General features: G+C 60.1%; 11 protein-coding genes. 2 read left to right on the top strand and 9 right to left on the bottom strand.

Annotation, left to right across the window (positions count from 1 at the left end; all coding sequences use genetic code 11):
- Nucleotides 1-57: 57 nt before the first annotated feature.
- Both PMI32_RS19525 and ppsA read right to left on the bottom strand, forming a co-directional pair.
- Complete coding sequence (locus PMI32_RS19525; protein ID WP_032828672.1) at nucleotides 58-1,047, bottom strand: alpha/beta fold hydrolase; 990 nt, start codon at nucleotides 1,045-1,047, stop codon at nucleotides 58-60.
- 164 nt (nucleotides 1,048-1,211) lie between these two features.
- On the bottom strand, nucleotides 1,212-3,587 hold the full coding sequence (gene ppsA / locus PMI32_RS19520; RefSeq protein ID WP_008027416.1) for a phosphoenolpyruvate synthase: 2,376 nt from the start codon (nucleotides 3,585-3,587) through the stop codon (nucleotides 1,212-1,214).
- A gap of 174 nt (nucleotides 3,588-3,761) precedes the next feature.
- Between ppsA and ppsR the strand changes: the two genes are divergently transcribed.
- A complete protein-coding gene (ppsR, locus tag PMI32_RS19515; RefSeq protein ID WP_008027418.1) occupies nucleotides 3,762-4,580 on the top strand; it encodes a posphoenolpyruvate synthetase regulatory kinase/phosphorylase PpsR in 819 nt (272 codons plus the stop codon).
- A 96-nt stretch (nucleotides 4,581-4,676) separates the two neighbouring features.
- Here the strand turns inward: ppsR and PMI32_RS19510 are convergent, their stop codons facing one another.
- Nucleotides 4,677-6,086 carry an aminotransferase-like domain-containing protein gene (locus PMI32_RS19510; RefSeq protein WP_008027421.1) on the bottom strand — a complete coding sequence of 470 codons (1,410 nt, stop codon included), beginning with the start codon at nucleotides 6,084-6,086 and terminating at the stop codon, nucleotides 4,677-4,679.
- A gap of 94 nt (nucleotides 6,087-6,180) precedes the next feature.
- Here PMI32_RS19510 and PMI32_RS19505 point away from each other — a divergent pair, with 94 nt between their 5' ends.
- Nucleotides 6,181-7,119, top strand: coding sequence for a DMT family transporter (locus PMI32_RS19505; RefSeq protein WP_008027423.1), 939 nt, complete (start codon nucleotides 6,181-6,183; stop codon nucleotides 7,117-7,119).
- A 78-nt stretch (nucleotides 7,120-7,197) separates the two neighbouring features.
- Here PMI32_RS19505 and prpD read toward each other — a convergent pair whose 3' ends face one another.
- The 6 genes from prpD to PMI32_RS19475 form a co-directional block, all read right to left on the bottom strand.
- Nucleotides 7,198-8,682 (bottom strand): 2-methylcitrate dehydratase, encoded by a 1,485-nt coding sequence (gene prpD, locus PMI32_RS19500; RefSeq protein WP_008027425.1) that lies wholly within the window; start codon nucleotides 8,680-8,682, stop codon nucleotides 7,198-7,200.
- Nucleotides 8,683-8,883: 201 nt separating this feature from the next.
- On the bottom strand, nucleotides 8,884-10,074 hold the full coding sequence (gene prpF / locus PMI32_RS19495; protein WP_008027427.1) for a 2-methylaconitate cis-trans isomerase PrpF: 1,191 nt from the start codon (nucleotides 10,072-10,074) through the stop codon (nucleotides 8,884-8,886).
- Between the two features lie 56 nt (nucleotides 10,075-10,130).
- The gene (gene acnD / locus PMI32_RS19490) at nucleotides 10,131-12,728 is read right to left on the bottom strand and encodes a Fe/S-dependent 2-methylisocitrate dehydratase AcnD (RefSeq protein ID WP_008027429.1); all 2,598 of its coding nucleotides are present in this window, start codon (nucleotides 12,726-12,728) and stop codon (nucleotides 10,131-10,133) included.
- Between the two features lie 203 nt (nucleotides 12,729-12,931).
- Complete coding sequence (gene prpC, locus PMI32_RS19485; protein WP_008027431.1) at nucleotides 12,932-14,059, bottom strand: bifunctional 2-methylcitrate synthase/citrate synthase; 1,128 nt, start codon at nucleotides 14,057-14,059, stop codon at nucleotides 12,932-12,934.
- A gap of 155 nt (nucleotides 14,060-14,214) precedes the next feature.
- Nucleotides 14,215-15,105: a methylisocitrate lyase gene (gene prpB, locus PMI32_RS19480; RefSeq protein WP_008027432.1), complete on the bottom strand. Its 891-nt coding sequence runs from the start codon at nucleotides 15,103-15,105 to the stop codon at nucleotides 14,215-14,217.
- Nucleotides 15,102-15,821, bottom strand: a complete 720-nt coding sequence (locus tag PMI32_RS19475; RefSeq protein WP_177318157.1) for a GntR family transcriptional regulator — start codon at nucleotides 15,819-15,821, stop codon at nucleotides 15,102-15,104. Before PMI32_RS19475 ends, prpB begins: the two co-directional genes overlap by 4 nt.
- Between the last annotated feature and the right edge of the window lie 307 nt (nucleotides 15,822-16,128).

Below are 16,128 nucleotides of genomic sequence, written 5' to 3' on the forward strand. Positions count from 1 at the left end.
CGTCATATCTTAGCCGCAAGCCGATCAGAGCGGAATGCCCTTGATAGAGCATCGGGCTCAGACTGCCGAGGCCAAATCCGCTTTTTCACCGAGCAAAGGCGTGTGCTGGTCCGACAGCCAACGCGCCACCAACGGCCAGACTTCGGCTTGAGCCGCTTTGCTGACCAACATTTCCACATGACCGAAATTGTCGCCAAAGCCCTGCTCGCGGCCAAGGTTGATGAATTGCTTGTGCTCTGAACCGATCTGATCAAACAACTTGCGGCACGCCCACGCTGGATCCTGATGATCGCTGACGGCGCTCACGGCCAACACAGGGCTCTGAATGTCAGCCAAACCGGCCCACCAATCCTTGTCGGCATCGCCAAAACGCCCGAACAGGCCATACCAACGCATGCTTTCCAGGGCCAGGCCAATCGGCTCGTCCTCCGGGCCGCGCTTGAGTCTTGACCCCGAAAGTTGCGCAAAACGCTTGAGAATGAAGCGCCCGCTCCACTCCACCGGCGGAATTTTCAACGGCCAATAGGTGCGGCTGACTTGCGTACCGAAGAATGCCGCAGACGCGACGACCGGTTCGCCGATGTATCCGCCACCCAAGGCTGCCGCCAGGGTAATGCCACCCAGCGAGTGACCGATCCAGTGCGGAACCTGGCCGCTCTGCTCGCGCACGAACGCGCCAATGGCCGGCAGATCGTAACGAGCGTAGTCGGCGACGCGGTTCTTGCGATAGTTCTGGTTGCGCTGGGACAGGCCATGACCGCGCATTTCCGCGATCCACACATCAAATCCCAGACGCGCCAGATAAGCGCCCAGCCCCAGGCCTTTAGGGGAGAACCAGAAGCGCCGATTGGAAAAACTGCCGTGCAACAGAATCACCGGCACACCACCGTGCGCGGGCGCGTCCGCCATGCCCAGACGGGTCACGGCCAGTTCCACGGTGCCGTCAGGGCTGTTGCCGGGTTTCAAACGATAAACGTCTTCGCTCAGATCACCGCGCCGCTCGGCGCTGATCAGGGCGACAGGAAATAGGTTGCTGCTGCTTTGCATAGTCTCTTGCACAAAAAAGGGCGGCATCCAGAGGAGCCCGCCCTACGTAATCAACTGTAGGAGCGAGCTTGCTCGCGATGGACTTCAGAACACCGCGTTTATCCAGGATAAACGCGTCACCGTTAGCGTCCATCGCGAGCAAGCTCGCTCCTACAACAACTGCATCACGCCGAAGCTTGACCTTCAGCCAGGAAGAACCAGGTTTCCAGTACGGAATCGGGGTTCAACGAAACGCTTTCGATGCCCTGCTCCATCAGCCACTTGGCCAGATCAGGGTGGTCCGAAGGCCCCTGACCGCAGATACCGATGTACTTGCCCGCCTTGTTGCACGCAGCAATGGCGTTCGCCAGCAGCTTCTTGACCGCAGGGTTACGCTCGTCGAACAGGTGAGCGATGATCCCGGAGTCACGGTCCAGGCCCAGCGTCAGCTGAGTCAGGTCGTTGGAGCCGATGGAGAAACCGTCGAAGAACTCAAGGAATTCTTCCGCCAGAATCGCGTTGGACGGCAGTTCGCACATCATGATCACGCGCAGACCGTTGTCGCCACGGGCCAGACCGTTTTCGGCCAGCAGGTCGACGACCTGGCTCGCTTCGCCCAGGGTACGGACGAACGGCACCATGATTTCAACGTTGGTCAGGCCCATCTCGTTGCGCACACGCTTGAGGGCGCGGCACTCGAGCTCGAAGCAGTCACGGAACGATTCGCTGATGTAACGCGAGGCGCCACGGAAGCCCAGCATCGGGTTTTCTTCTTCCGGCTCGTAAAGCTTGCCGCCGATCAGGTTCGCGTACTCGTTGGACTTGAAGTCCGACAGACGCACGATGACCTTTTTCGGATAAAACGCAGCCGCCAGCGTGCTGATGCCTTCGACCAGTTTCTCGACGTAGAAGCCGACCGGATCGTTGTAACCGGCAATGCGCTTGTCGACGCTGTCCTTGATTTCCTGCGGCAGGCCGTCGTAGTTCAACAGCGCTTTAGGGTGCACACCGATCATGCGGTTGATGATGAATTCCAGACGGGCCAGGCCCACACCGGCGTTCGGCAGTTGCGCGAAGTCAAAGGCGCGATCCGGGTTGCCGACGTTCATCATGATCTTGAACGGCAGATCCGGCATGGCATCCACGGAGTTCTTCTTGATGTCGAAGCCCAGCTCACCTTCGAAGATGTAACCGGTGTCGCCTTCCGCGCAGGAAACAGTCACGCCCTGGCCGTCTTTCAGCAGTTGGGTGGCGTTGCCGCAACCGACCACGGCCGGAATGCCCAGTTCGCGAGCGATGATCGCCGCGTGGCAGGTACGACCGCCACGGTTGGTGACGATGGCGCTGGCGCGCTTCATGACCGGTTCCCAGTCCGGGTCGGTCATGTCGGAAACCAGTACGTCGCCTGGCTGGACTTTGTCCATCTCGGACACGTCCTTGATGATCCGCACTTTACCGGCGCCGATGCGCTGGCCGATGGCGCGACCTTCAACCAGCACGGTGCCGGTTTCTTTCAACAGGTAACGTTCCATGACGTTGGCCTGGGTGCGGCTCTTCACGGTTTCAGGACGGGCCTGAACGATGTAGAGCTTGCCGTCGTCGCCGTCTTTGGCCCATTCGATGTCCATCGGGCACTGGTAGTGCTTCTCGATGATCATCGCTTGCTTGGCCAGTTCGCTGACTTCGGCGTCGCTCAGGCAGAAACGTGCGCGATCGGCCTTGTCGACGTCGATGGTCTTGACCGACTTGCCGGCCGTGGCGACTTCGCCGTAGATCATCTTGATGGCTTTGCTGCCCAGGTTGCGACGCAGAATGGCCGGACGACCGGCGGCCAGCGTGCCTTTGTGGACGTAGAACTCATCCGGGTTCACCGCGCCTTGTACGACGGTTTCACCCAGGCCGTAGGCGCCGGTGATAAACACCACGTCACGGAAGCCCGATTCGGTATCGAGGGTGAACATCACGCCGGCAGTGCCGGTTTCGGAGCGGACCATGCGCTGCACGCCAGCCGACAGGGCGACCAGCTTGTGGTCGAAGCCCTGGTGCACGCGGTAGGAAATCGCACGGTCGTTGAACAGCGAAGCGAACACCTCTTTGGCGGCGCGAATGACGTTTTCGACACCACGGATGTTCAGGAAAGTTTCCTGCTGACCGGCGAAGGAAGCGTCCGGCAGGTCTTCGGCGGTAGCGGAAGAGCGCACGGCCACGGCCATGTCAGGGTTACCGGCCGACAGCGTGGCGAACGCGGTGCGGATCTCGGTGTTGAGCTTCTCGGGGAACTCGGCTTCCATGATCCATTGACGGATCTGGGCACCAGTCTTGGCCAGGGCGTTGACATCATCGACGTCCAGGGCGTCGAGGGCGGCGTGGATCTGATCGTTCAGGCCGCTCAGTTCCAGAAAATCACGATAAGCCTGAGCTGTCGTGGCGAAGCCACCGGGCACCGATACACCGGCACCTGCAAGGTTACTGATCATCTCGCCCAGGGATGCGTTCTTGCCCCCCACATGCTCAACATCGTGTTTGCCGAGCTTATCGAGGGAAACTACGTACTCTACCAAGGTGATCTCTCCACTAACTGTGTTGGAAAAGCTCAGAAGCCGGCGCTCGAAAGGAGCATTTGCCGGCTGTATGGCCTGGACCTGGAAAATAAGTGAGAATGCGGGCCACTCGAGGCCGGCAAACCGCGCCTATCATATCCAAGATTCGTCACTAGCTTAAGGCCCAAGGTGCAAATGAAACGATCTGCTTTCTTTATCTCCGATGGCACCGGCATTACCGCCGAAACCTTGGGTCAAAGCCTCCTGGCGCAGTTCGAAAACATTACCTTCAGCAAATTCACGCGGCCGTACATCGACAACGTGGATAAAGCGCGGGCCATGGTACAACAAATCAACAAGGCCGCCGAAACCGACGGCTTCCGGCCGATCATATTCGACACCATCGTCAATCAGGACATTCGTGAGATCCTCGCGACGTCCAATGGTTTCATGATCGACATTTTCTCGACTTTCCTGGCACCGCTTGAACAGGAACTGACCGAGCATTCTTCCTACACTGTCGGCAAGTCTCACTCTATCGGTGGCAACTCCAATTACATGGAACGCATCGAGGCGGTGAACTTCGCCCTCGACAACGACGACGGTGCGCGCACGCATTATTACGACAAGGCCGACCTGATCCTAGTGGGGGTGTCGCGTTGTGGTAAGACGCCGACGTGCCTGTACATGGCGATGCAATTCGGCATCCGCGCGGCCAACTATCCGCTGACCGAAGACGACATGGAGCGCCTGACGCTGCCAAACGCCCTGCGCGCCCACCAGCACAAGTTGTTCGGACTGACCATCGACCCGGACCGCCTGACCGCGATCCGCAACGAGCGCAAGCCCAACAGCCGCTATTCGAGCTACGCGCAGTGCGAGTTTGAAGTGCGCGAGGTGGAGAATCTGTTCCGCCGCGAGAATATTGCGCACATCAACTCCACGCATTTTTCGGTGGAAGAGATTTCGGCGAAGATTCTGGTGGAGAAAGGTGTGGAGCGGCGGTTCAAGTAGCTCTTTAGCGCCCTTCAGGCCGCCTTCGCGGGCAAGCCTCGCTCCTACAGGATGTCCGCGAACCCTGTAGGAGCGAGGCTTGCCCGCGAAGAACGATTACACGGTCTCTGTTATTGCTCCGATCAACGCTTCAAACCCTCGAATCAACAATCCATCATCCCCCGCCGAATTACACACACTCGCCCGAATGAACTGCGGCACCGCCCCATGCCCGACCGCAAACGCCTCGGCGGTGGCGACCAGGTAATTGTTTTCCTTTAGCTCCGCCGCAATCTGCGACGCCCGCCATGGCTCGGGCACTTCGATCCAGAAGTGCGGGCTGTCGGGATGGGTTTTGTACACCACGCCCTCCAACACCCCACTGACCAACGCCTTGCGCCGGCCGATCTCGACAATCTGCTGAGCCAGCAACTGCGCCGCACTACCGTTTTCGATCCAAAGGCTCGCCACCTCCAGCGCCAACGGACTGGCCATCCAGCACGTTCCGCGTACCGCCGCGCTCAAGCGCCCGATCAACGGTTGCGGCGCATGCAGATAACCGACGCGCAACCCCGCCGAAACCGCTTTGCTCAGGCTGCCGATCAACACCGAGCGCTCCGGGGCGAAATAACTCAAGGGTAACGGTCGCTGCAGAGCCAACACCGCGTGGGCTTCATCCTCAAAGATCAGCAGATTGTGCTGCCGACAGACCTCGGCAATCGCCTCACGCCGTAGGACGGACATCACCGCCGCCGTAGGATTCTGGATCGTCGGCGTGCAGTACAGCGCCGACACACGATGGTTGCGGCAAACGTCTTCCAGCGCATCCGGCATCAGTCCTTCGTCATCCATCGCGACGCCGATCAGTTTGATCCCAAGCATGCGTGCAACGCTGATCAGCCCCGGGTAAGTCAGGTGTTCCGTGACCACGGTATCGCCCGCCTTGAGCAACCCCATCAAGGCACACAACAGACCGTGCTGGCCGCCGTTCACGCATACGACCTGCTCGGCGTCCGGCACAAATTGCAGGTGCCGCAACCAGTGCGCACCCGCCGCACGATGGCGTAGCGATCCGGCATCGGCGGTGTAGCCGCTGATGCTCTGCAAGGCATCGGGATCGAGCGCCAACGCCTGCAAGCTCTGGCTTAAAAACAGTGCTTCCTGCCCCGGAATCGGTTGATTACGGCTCATGTCGAAAAACGCCTGCGGCTCTTCGCTGACATTGCGAAAACCAGCATCGCGCTGACGTTCCATCCCGCGCTGACGCACGTAAGTGCCATCTCCTACGCGAGCGACCACCCGTCCTACGCGTTCGAGTTCGCCGTAAGCACGGCTGACGGTGCCGATGGTCACGCCGAGGCTGTCGGCCAACAGCCGATGCGGCGGCAGTTTGCAGCCGGGCTCGATCACGCCTTCCACGATCGCTTTTTCCACGGCGTCCGCCAGGCGCTTGTACTTCACGCCCAGTCCGTTGACGAGCCCGTCGCGCAGGATTGACACCATGGCAATACTTACTTTGACACTCATTTCAGTCCCGAATAGCGTGCTTTAAACAGGTTCAATCAGGGATAGACCTTTTGCAGATGCAGGTCAATTCCGACAACAAAAAAGGAACTCGATCATGTCCATCGCTCTCAGCGCGAATTCAAGCACTGGAAAACCCTGGTTAGCCGCGCTGATCACCAGCATCCTGTTTCTGATCGTGTGCCTGAGCTGGGGAACGACATGGCTCGGGATCAAGATTGCGGTTGAAACGGTGCCACCGCTGACGGCCGCCGGGTTGCGGTTTCTGATCGCCTTTCCGTTGTTCCTTGCTTTCGCCCTCATCCGTCGTGAGCCGTTGATGTTCCCCAAGGAAAGCCGCTGGTTTTTTCTGTTCGTAACGCTGTCGTATTTCAGCCTGCCGTATTACTTGCTCAATTACGGCGAGATGCATGTTTCGTCCGGGCTCACGGCCCTGCTGTTCAGTTGCATGCCGGTGTTCATACTGCTGTTTTCCGCGCTGTTTCTGCGGGAAAAAATCTACCCGTCACAAGTGCTCGGCATTGCCATCGGCTTCGGCAGTCTGTTCATGATTGTTCGCAGCCAGGGATTGCACCTGGATCACGCTGAACTGTTCGGCGTGCTGGCGATTCTCTGTGCGGCAGTGATGCATGCGTTGTGTTACGTGGTGACCAAGAAACACGGCTCGGCGATCAGCGTGATTACCTACAACACGCTGCCGATCGGCATTGCGGGCTTGATGCTGTTTGTCGCGGGGCTGAATGTCGAAGCGCCGGTGTTCGATGGTATCAGCCTGCGCTCCTGGGGCGCCCTGCTCTATCTGGGGCTGGTGGCGTCGGTGGGTGGGTTTATCGTTTATTTTTTGCTGCTCAAGCGGTTGAGCCCGATCATTTTGTCGTTTGTGTTCATCATTTTTCCGGTGTTCGCGGTGGTGATCGGCGCTTGGTATGAGGGGCAAAGCCTTTCGCGAGAGTTGATGATCTATTCGGCGATTTTGTTGACCGGGTTTGCGATCACCAAATTGCCGCTAGAGAAATGGCTGACACGGAACCTGTAGGAGCCAGGCTTGCCGGCGAAGGCGTATTCAAGGACGCCTTCGCCGGCAAGCCTGGCTCCTACAGGTCTGTGCATGCAATCAGATTACGAACAGGTCCATGAAGCGGTTCACCGGTGTGGCTTCAAGCGCTGTCTGATCCTTGCACAAGGCAAAAATCTCGGCACTGCGCTGGCCGGTGAAGCGTGTCGCCAGGTTGGCTTTGAACTTGTCTTCCAGCAACGGAATGCCGTCGGTGCGGCGCCGGCGATGGCCGATCGGGTATTCCACCACCACGTTCTCGGTGCTGGAGCCGTCCTTGAAAAACACCTGAATCGCGTTGGCGATCGAGCGTTTGTCAGCCTCCAGGTATTCGCGGGTGAAGCGAGGGTCTTCGACGATGACCATTTTCTCGCGCAGCACATCGATGATCGGGTGCGCCGAGTGGAACTCGTCTTCGTATTGCTCGGCCACCAGATTGCCGAACGCCAACGGCACGGCGGCCATGTATTGGAGGCAATGATCGCGGTCCGCCGCATTGGCCAGCGGGCCGACCTTGGAAATGATGCGGATCGCCGACTCATGGGTGGTGATGACGATTTTGTCGATGTCGTGCAGGCGATTCCGGACTTTCGGGTGCAAGGTGACGGCGGCTTCGCAGGCGGTTTGTGCGTGGAATTCGGCCGGGAAGCTGATCTTGAACAGCACATTTTCCATCACGTAACTGCCGTACGGGCGGGAGAAACTGAACACACGTTTGCCTTCAGGTTTGAGCGCCAGGTCGTTGTTGCTGTGACTGAACAATACGTCGTAGAAGCCCCACTGTTTGGCAGTCAACACGCCGGGGATGCCCATCTCGCCACGCATCGCGATGTCGGCCAGACGCACGCCCCGGCTGGAGGCATCGCCCGCCGCCCAGGATTTGCGCGATCCGGCATTCGGCGCATGCCGATACGTGCACAACGCCTGACCATCGGCGAAAGCATGGGACAACGCCGACAGCATCTGCTCGCGATTGGCGCCCATGAGTTTGGCGGTGACGGCGGTCGAGGCGACTTTCACCAGAATGACGTGATCAAGACCTACACGGTTGAAGGAGTTTTCCAGCGCAATCACGCCTTGAATCTCATGGGCCATGATCATCGCTTCGAGTACGGCGCGAACGGTCAGCGGCGCATCGCCATTGGCCAGGCGCTTCTGCGACAGGTGATCGGCCACCGCAAGAATGCCCCCGAGGTTATCGGAGGGATGTCCCCATTCGGCGGCGAGCCAGGTGTCGTTGTAGTCGAGCCAGCGCACGATGCAGCCGATGTCCCAGGCTGCTTTAACCGGGTCGAGACGGTAGCGGGTGCCCGGCACGCGAGCGCCGAACGGGACGACGGTGCCTTCGACGATCGGGCCAAGGTGCTTGGTGCATTCGGGAAAGCGCAGGGCCAGGAGGCCGCAGCCCAAAGTGTCCATCAGGCAATTGCGGGCCGTGTCGAGGGCTTCTCTGGATTCGATTTTGAAGTTGAGGACGTAGTCGGCAATGTCCTGCAGGACCGTGTCGTAGTCGGGGCGGTTGTTCAGGTCGACGTTGGTGCTCATGTTCGATTCACTCGTAAAGTGGTTCGTTGATGGGACCTCGGTTCAGGTAAATCTCAGCCAGTCACTACTTTCTTATTGTGGCAATGAAGATCAAAAGTGGGAGCGAGCCTGCTCGCGATAGCGGTGCGTCAGTAGACTTCAATGTTGAATGTCAGACCGTCATCGCGAGCAGGCTCGCTCCCACATTGGTTCGGTGTCGGGTCAGAAGGCGTCGCCAGGTATGCGCACGAAGCCTTCCATCAGCACCCGCGCACTGCGGCTCATGATGGCTTTCTTGACGATCCACTCGCCGTTCACCTGGCTGGCTTCAGCGCCTACGCGCAACGTGCCGGACGGATGACCGAAGCGTACGGCGTTGCGTTCGATGCCGCCCGCAGCAAGGTTTACCAGGGTGCCGGAAATCGCCGCCGCAGTGCCGATGGCCACCGCTGCGGTGCCCATCATGGCGTGGTGCAACTTGCCCATCGATAACGCGCGCACCAACAGGTCGACATCCCCCGCAGAAATCGCTTTACCGCTGGAAGACACGTAGTCCGCAGGCTTTGCAACGAAGGCCACTTTCGGCGTGTGTTGACGTTTGGCCGCTTCATCCAGATTCGAAATCAGCCCCATGCGCAACGCGCCATACGCACGAATGGTCTCGAACATCGCCAGTGCTTTCGGATCACTGTTGATGGCGCCCTGCAACTCGGTGCCGGTGTAACCGATGTCTTCGGCATTGACGAAGATGGTCGGAATGCCGGCATTGATCATGGTCGCCTTAAAGGTCCCGACGCCGGGCACTTCGAGGTCATCCACCAGGTTGCCGGTAGGAAACATCGAACCACCGCCGCCCTCTTCTTCTGCCGCCGGGTCCATGAATTCGACCTGCACTTCGGCCGCCGGAAAGGTCACGCCGTCGAGTTCGAAATCACCGGTTTCCTGCACTTCACCGTTGGTGATCGGCACGTGGGCGATGATGGTCTTGCCAATATTGGCCTGCCACACGCGCACCACCGCCACACCGTTGTGCGGAATGCGGCTGGCGTCGACCAGACCGTTGCTGATGGCGAACGAACCGACCGCTGCGGACAGGTTGCCGCAGTTGCCGCTCCAGTCGACGAAAGGCTTGTCGATGGAAACCTGACCGAACAGGTAATCGACGTCGTGATCAGCCTTGATGCTTTTCGACAGGATCACGGTTTTGCTGGTGCTGGAGGTCGCGCCGCCCATGCCGTCGATTTGTTTGTCGTACGGGTCGGGACTGCCGATCACCCGCAACAACAAGGCGTCGCGTGCCGGGCCTGGAACCTGCGCCGCTTCGGGCAAGTCTTTCAGGCTGAAAAACACGCCTTTGCTGGTGCCGCCACGCATGTAGGTGGCGGGGATTTTGATTTGAGGTGCGTGAGCCATTGGTGCTCCTTCAAAGCGGACACGGAATCTGAAACTCCGTGCCCGCACAGCGTGTTTTAGACGGCGACGGCCGATTCTTCGAGGAAGTCCTGGGCGAAGCGTTGCAGCACGCCACCGGCCTCGTAGATCGACACCTCTTCGGCGGTGTCGAGACGGCAGGTGACCGGCACCTCGACGCGCTCACCGTTCTTGCGATGGATCACCAGCGTCAGCTCGGCGCGCGGCGTACGCTCACCGATCACGTCGTAGGTTTCGCTACCGTCGATGGCCAGGGTGTGACGGTTGGTGCTCGGTTTGAACTCCAGCGGCAACACGCCCATGCCCACCAGGTTGGTGCGGTGGATGCGCTCGAAACCTTCGGCGGCAATCGCTTCCACGCCTGCCAGACGCACGCCTTTGGCCGCCCAGTCACGGGACGAACCCTGACCGTAGTCGGCGCCGGCAATGATGATCAGCGGCTGCTTGCGTTCCATGTAGGTTTCGATGGCTTCCCACATGCGCATGACCTTGCCTTCCGGCTCGACGCGGGCCAGCGAACCCTGCTTGACCTTGCCGTTTTCCTGGACCATTTCGTTGAACAGTTTCGGGTTGGCGAAGGTTGCGCGTTGCGCGGTCAGGTGGTCACCGCGGTGCGTGGCGTAGGAGTTGAAGTCCTCTTCCGGCAGGCCCATTTTCGCCAGGTATTCGCCGGCGGCGCTGTCGAGCATGATCGCGTTCGACGGCGACAGGTGATCGGTGGTGATGTTGTCCGGCAGCACCGCCAGCGGGCGCATACCCTTGAGCGGACGCGCACCGGCCAGCGCACCTTCCCAGTACGGCGGACGACGGATGTAGGTGCTCATCTCGCGCCAGTCGTACAGCGGCGCGACTTTCGGGCCGGTGTCTTCGTGGATGGCGAACATCGGGATGTAGACCTGACGGAACTGCTCCGGCTTCACCGAGGCTTTCACCACCGCATCGATTTCTTCATCGCTCGGCCAGATGTCTTTCAGGCGGATTTCCTTGCCGTTCGCATCCAGGCCCAGCACATCCTTTTCGATGTCGAAACGGATGGTGCCGGCGATGGCGTACGCGACTACCAACGGCGGCGAAGCGAGGAATGCTTGCTTGGCATACGGGTGAATCCGGCCATCGAAGTTGCGGTTGCCGGAGAGCACGGCCGTGGCGTACAGGTCGCGGTCGATGATCTCTTGCTGGATCACCGGATCGAGCGCGCCGGACATGCCGTTGCAGGTGGTGCAAGCGAAAGCCACGACGCCGAAACCGAGTTGCTCCAGTTCATCCGTCAGGCCCGCCTCATCGAGGTACAAGGCCACGGTTTTCGAGCCCGGCGCCAGGGACGATTTGACCCACGGCTTGCGGGTCAACCCGAGCTTGTTGGCGTTGCGCGCCAGCAGGCCGGCAGCGATCACGTTGCGCGGGTTGCTGGTGTTGGTGCAGCTGGTGATGGCGGCGATGATCACCGCGCCGTCCGGCATCTGGCCGGGCACATCTTCCCACTGGCCGGAAATGCCTTTGGCCGCCAGATCCGACACCGCGACGCGAGCGTGCGGGTTACTCGGGCCGGCCATGTTGCGCACCACCGAGGACAGGTTGAAGGTCAAGCCGCGCTCATATTGCGCGCCCTTCAGGCTGTCGGCCCACAGGCCAGTGGTCTTGGCGTAGTTCTCGACCAACTGCACCTGCTCGTCTTCGCGGCCGGTGAGTTTCAGGTAGTCGATGGTTTGCTGGTCGATGTAGAACATCGCCGCCGTGGCGCCGTATTCCGGGGCCATGTTGGAGATGGTTGCGCGGTCGCCGAGGGTCAGCGCGGAAGCGCCTTCGCCGAAGAATTCCAGCCATGCGCCGACGACTTTTTGCTTGCGCAGGAACTCGGTCAGCGCCAGCACCATGTCGGTGGCGGTGATGCCCGGTTGCAGCTTGCCGGTCAGTTCAACGCCGACGCTTTCCGGCAGACGCATCCACGATGCGCGGCCGAGCATCACGCTTTCCGCTTCGAGGCCACCGACGCCGATGGCGATCACGCCCAGCGCATCGACGTGCGGGGTGTGGCTGTCGGTGCCGACGCAGGTGTCAGGGAACGCGACGCCGTCACGCACCTGAATCACCGGAGACATTTTCTCCAGGTTGATCTGGTGCATGATCCCGTTGCCCGGCGGGATCACGTCAACGTTTTTGAAGGCTTTTTTGGTCCAGTTGATGAAGTGGAAACGGTCTTCGTTGCGACGGTCTTCGATGGCGCGGTTTTTCTCGAACGCCTGTGGATCGAAGCCACCGCGCTCGACGGCCAGCGAGTGATCGACGATCAGTTGCGTCGGCACCACCGGGTTCACTTGCGCCGGGTCGCCACCTTGCAAAGCGATGGCGTCACGCAGGCCGGCGAGGTCGACCAATGCGGTCTGGCCGAGGATGTCGTGGCACACCACGCGGGCCGGGAACCAAGGGAAATCGAGGTCGCGTTTGCGCTCGATGAATTGCTTCAGGGATTCGGTGAGCGTGGCCGGGTCGCAGCGACGCACCAGGTTTTCCGCCAGCACGCGGGAGGTGTACGGCAGAGTGTCGTAGGCGCCGGGCTGGATGGCTTCGACTGCCGCACGGACGTCGAAATAATCCAGATGGCTGCCGGGCAGCGGTTTACGGAATTCAGTGTTCATCGTCAGGACTCGGTCACGGTAGTTTCAAAAGGTGGGGCCTGGCAAAGTTCCTGAAGTGAACACAATCCACTGTGGGAGCGAGCCTGCTCGCGATGACTGAGTCATATCCGACATTGATGCCGATTGACCCACCGCTATCGCGAGCAGGCTCACTCCCACAGGGATCTGCGTTGATTTCAGATCCCGGTTCAGGCCCCCACCATTCAGCGTTGTTCGATTGGCACGAACTTGCGCTGTTCGACGCCGGTGTATTCGGCGCTCGGGCGGATGATGCGGTTGTTGGCACGCTGTTCGAACACATGCGCCGCCCAGCCGGTCAGGCGCGAGCAGACGAAAATCGGTGTGAACAACTTGGTTGGGATGCCCATGAAGTGGTACGTCGACGCATGGTAGAAATCGGCGTTGGGGAACAGTTTCTTCTGCTCCCACATGGTCTTGTCGATGGCTTCGGAAACCGGGAACAAGACGGTGTCACCTACCTCTTCAGCGAGCTTTTTCGACCAACCCTTGATCACCTCGTTACGCGGATCGTTGTCCTTATAGATCGCGTGGCCGAAGCCCATGATCTTGTCCTTGCGCTCAAGCATGCCGAGGGTGCCTTTGATCGCTTCCTCCGGCGATTTGAAGCGCTCGATCATTTCCATCGCCGCTTCGTTGGCGCCGCCGTGCAGCGGACCGCGCAGGGAGCCGATGGCGGCGGTGATGCAGGAGAACAGGTCGGACAAAGTCGATGCACACACCCGTGCGGTGAAGGTCGAGGCGTTGAATTCGTGTTCCGCGTAGAGGATCAGCGAAACGTTCATCACCTTGACGTGCAGCTCGCTCGGTTTCTTGTCGTGCAGCAGGTGCAGGAAGTGGCCGCCGATGGAGGGCTCGTCGCTCACGCAACTGATGCGTTTGCCGTCGTGGCTGAAGCGATACCAGTAGCACATGATCGCCGGGAACGCGGCCAGCAGGCGGTCGGTTTTGTCGTGCTGCTCGGAGAAGTCTTTCTCCGGCTCGATGTTGCCCAGGAACGAGCAACCGGTGCGCATCACGTCCATCGGGTGGGCGTCGGCGGGGATGCGTTCCAGCACTTCTTTCAGCGCTTGTGGCAGGTCGCGCAGCTTGCCGAGTTTGCTCACGTAAGCGGCGAGTTGCGCCTGGGTCGGCAGTTCGCCGTACAGCAGCAGGTAGGCCACTTCTTCGAATTGGGCGTCAGCCGCCAGTTCGCGAACGTCGTAGCCGCGATAGGTCAGGCCTGCGCCCGACTGGCCCACGGTGGACAGTGCGGTTTGCCCGGCAACCTGGCCACGGAGCCCGGCGCCACTGAGTACTTTTGCTTCGGCCATTGCTGTCTCCAATCTTGAATTTATTAGGGAAACCTGTAGGAGCGAGCCTGCTCGCGATGCAAGTTCTGACACCACGGTGTGTCAGGAGCCTCGCGTTATCGTTGGCGCCCATCGCGAGCAGGCTCGCTCCTACATTTACAGGTACAGGGTGTTCATTACTTCTTCGCGGCAAACAACGCATCGAGCTTCTGCTCGAACGTGTGGTAGTCGATGCGATCGTAAAGCTCCATGCGCGTCTGCATGGTGTCGATCACGTTCTGTTGCGTACCGTCGCGGCGGATCGCGGTGTAGACGTTTTCCGCGGCCTTGTTCATGGCGCGGAACGCGGACAATGGGTATAGCACCAGCGACACATCGGCACCGGCCAACTGCTCGGTGGTGTACAGCGGCGTCGCGCCGAATTCGGTGATGTTGGCCAGGATCGGCGCTTTCACACGGCTGGCGAACAGCTTGTACATCTCCAGCTCGGTGATGGCTTCCGGGAAGATCATGTCGGCGCCGGCCTCGATGCACGCTGCAGCGCGATCCAGTGCGGATTCCAGGCCTTCAACAGCCAAGGCGTCGGTGCGGGCCATGATCACGAAGCTGTCATCGGTGCGCGCATCAACCGCCGCCTTGATGCGGTCGACCATTTCCTGCTGCGAAACGATTTCCTTGTTAGGACGGTGACCGCAGCGCTTGGCGCCGACCTGGTCTTCGATGTGAATCGCTGCCGCGCCGAACTTGATCATCGACTTCACGGTACGGGCGACGTTGAACGCCGAGGAACCGAAACCGGTGTCCACGTCCACCAGCAACGGCAGGTCGCAGACGTCGGTGATGCGGCGCACGTCGGTCAGCACGTCGTCCAGGCCGGTGATGCCCAGGTCCGGCACGCCGAGGGAGCCGGCAGCAACGCCGCCGCCCGACAGGTAAATAGCCTTGAAACCGGCGCGCTTGGCCAGCAACGCGTGGTTGGCGTTGATCGCGCCGACCACTTGCAGCGGATGTTCGCTGGCGACCGCATCGCGGAAACGCTGGCCTGGAGTGCTCTTGTTGGAACTCATGACTCACCTCGTTCAGTGGCTGTCGGGTTAGCGCCGTCCTGGTAGTGACGGGCGATATTGCGTTTGGAGGCGCCGATGTGACGGCGCATCAACAACTCGGCCAGTTCACCGTCACGGTCGGCGATGGCATCGAGAATCCGGTGGTGCTCGGCAAAGGCCTGGCGCGGGCGATTGGGCGTGGTGGAAAACTGGATGCGGTACATGCGCACCAGTTGATAAAGCTCGCCGCAGAGCATCTGCGTCAGGGTGCGGTTGCCGCTGCCCTGGATGATTCGGTAGTGGAAGTCGAAATCGCCTTCCTGCTGGTAGTAGCCGACACCGGCCTGAAACGCGGCGTCACGCTCGTGGGTTTCGAGGACCCGGCGCAGTTCGTCGATTTCTTCGACCGTCATGCGTTCGGCGGCCAGGCGACAGGCCATGCCTTCGAGGGATTCGCGGATTTCGTAGAGTTCCAGCAGCTCGGCATGGCTCAGGGAAACCACTCGTGCGCCGACGTGCGGCACGCGAACCAGCAGGCGTTGGCCTTCCAGACGGTGGATCGCTTCGCGCAGCGGGCCGCGGCTGATGCCGTAGGTGCGCGCCAGTTCCGGTTCGGAGATTTTGCTGCCCGGGGCGATCTCGCCTTTGACGATGGCCGCCTGAATGCGCCGGAAGACGTTCTCGGAAAGTGTTTCCGAATCGTCTTGGGCTATGACTGGGGGATCGAGTTGATCCAGCATATTGTCGACACCTTGAAAGCTGATACGGCAAAAACTAGCGAATACGGGGATATTAGTCAAAGGATAAATAGGTATTGTCGACAATCGTCTAATAACCTATCTGCTTTTTGTAGGAGCGAAGCTTGCTCGCGAAGGCTTTGTGTCAGGCGGTTGGTTTTTTGAGGGTGTACATATCCGTTGCGGTGGTAACGGCAGCTATTGGTTCCGCTCTTACAGCGGGTCACTTGGAAAAGCGCCAAGTAACCAAGCGCTCTTGCCCCTTTCGTTCGGTGGCTCGCTAATGCTCGCCATGCCCTCGCTCCGG

Origin of the sequence: Pseudomonas sp. GM60, from assembly GCF_000282415.1 — a bacterium.
GTDB classification, from domain to species: domain Bacteria; phylum Pseudomonadota; class Gammaproteobacteria; order Pseudomonadales; family Pseudomonadaceae; genus Aquipseudomonas; species Aquipseudomonas migulae.

Excerpts from the sequence above, each read along its gene's own strand:
- PMI32_RS19505 (WP_008027423.1), top strand. The coding sequence starts at position 6,181 with ATGTCCATCGCTCTCAGCGCGAATTCAAGCACTGGAAAACCCTGGTTA.
- prpB (WP_008027432.1), bottom strand. The coding sequence starts at position 15,105 with ATGAGTTCCAACAAGAGCACTCCAGGCCAGCGTTTCCGCGATGCGGTC.
- ppsR (WP_008027418.1), top strand. The coding sequence starts at position 3,762 with ATGAAACGATCTGCTTTCTTTATCTCCGATGGCACCGGCATTACCGCC.
- PMI32_RS19510 (WP_008027421.1), bottom strand. The coding sequence starts at position 6,086 with ATGAGTGTCAAAGTAAGTATTGCCATGGTGTCAATCCTGCGCGACGGG.
- prpC (WP_008027431.1), bottom strand. The coding sequence starts at position 14,059 with ATGGCCGAAGCAAAAGTACTCAGTGGCGCCGGGCTCCGTGGCCAGGTT.
- prpF (WP_008027427.1), bottom strand. The coding sequence starts at position 10,074 with ATGGCTCACGCACCTCAAATCAAAATCCCCGCCACCTACATGCGTGGC.
- prpD (WP_008027425.1), bottom strand. The coding sequence starts at position 8,682 with ATGAGCACCAACGTCGACCTGAACAACCGCCCCGACTACGACACGGTC.
- acnD (WP_008027429.1), bottom strand. The coding sequence starts at position 12,728 with ATGAACACTGAATTCCGTAAACCGCTGCCCGGCAGCCATCTGGATTAT.
- PMI32_RS19525 (WP_032828672.1), bottom strand. The coding sequence starts at position 1,047 with ATGCAAAGCAGCAGCAACCTATTTCCTGTCGCCCTGATCAGCGCCGAG.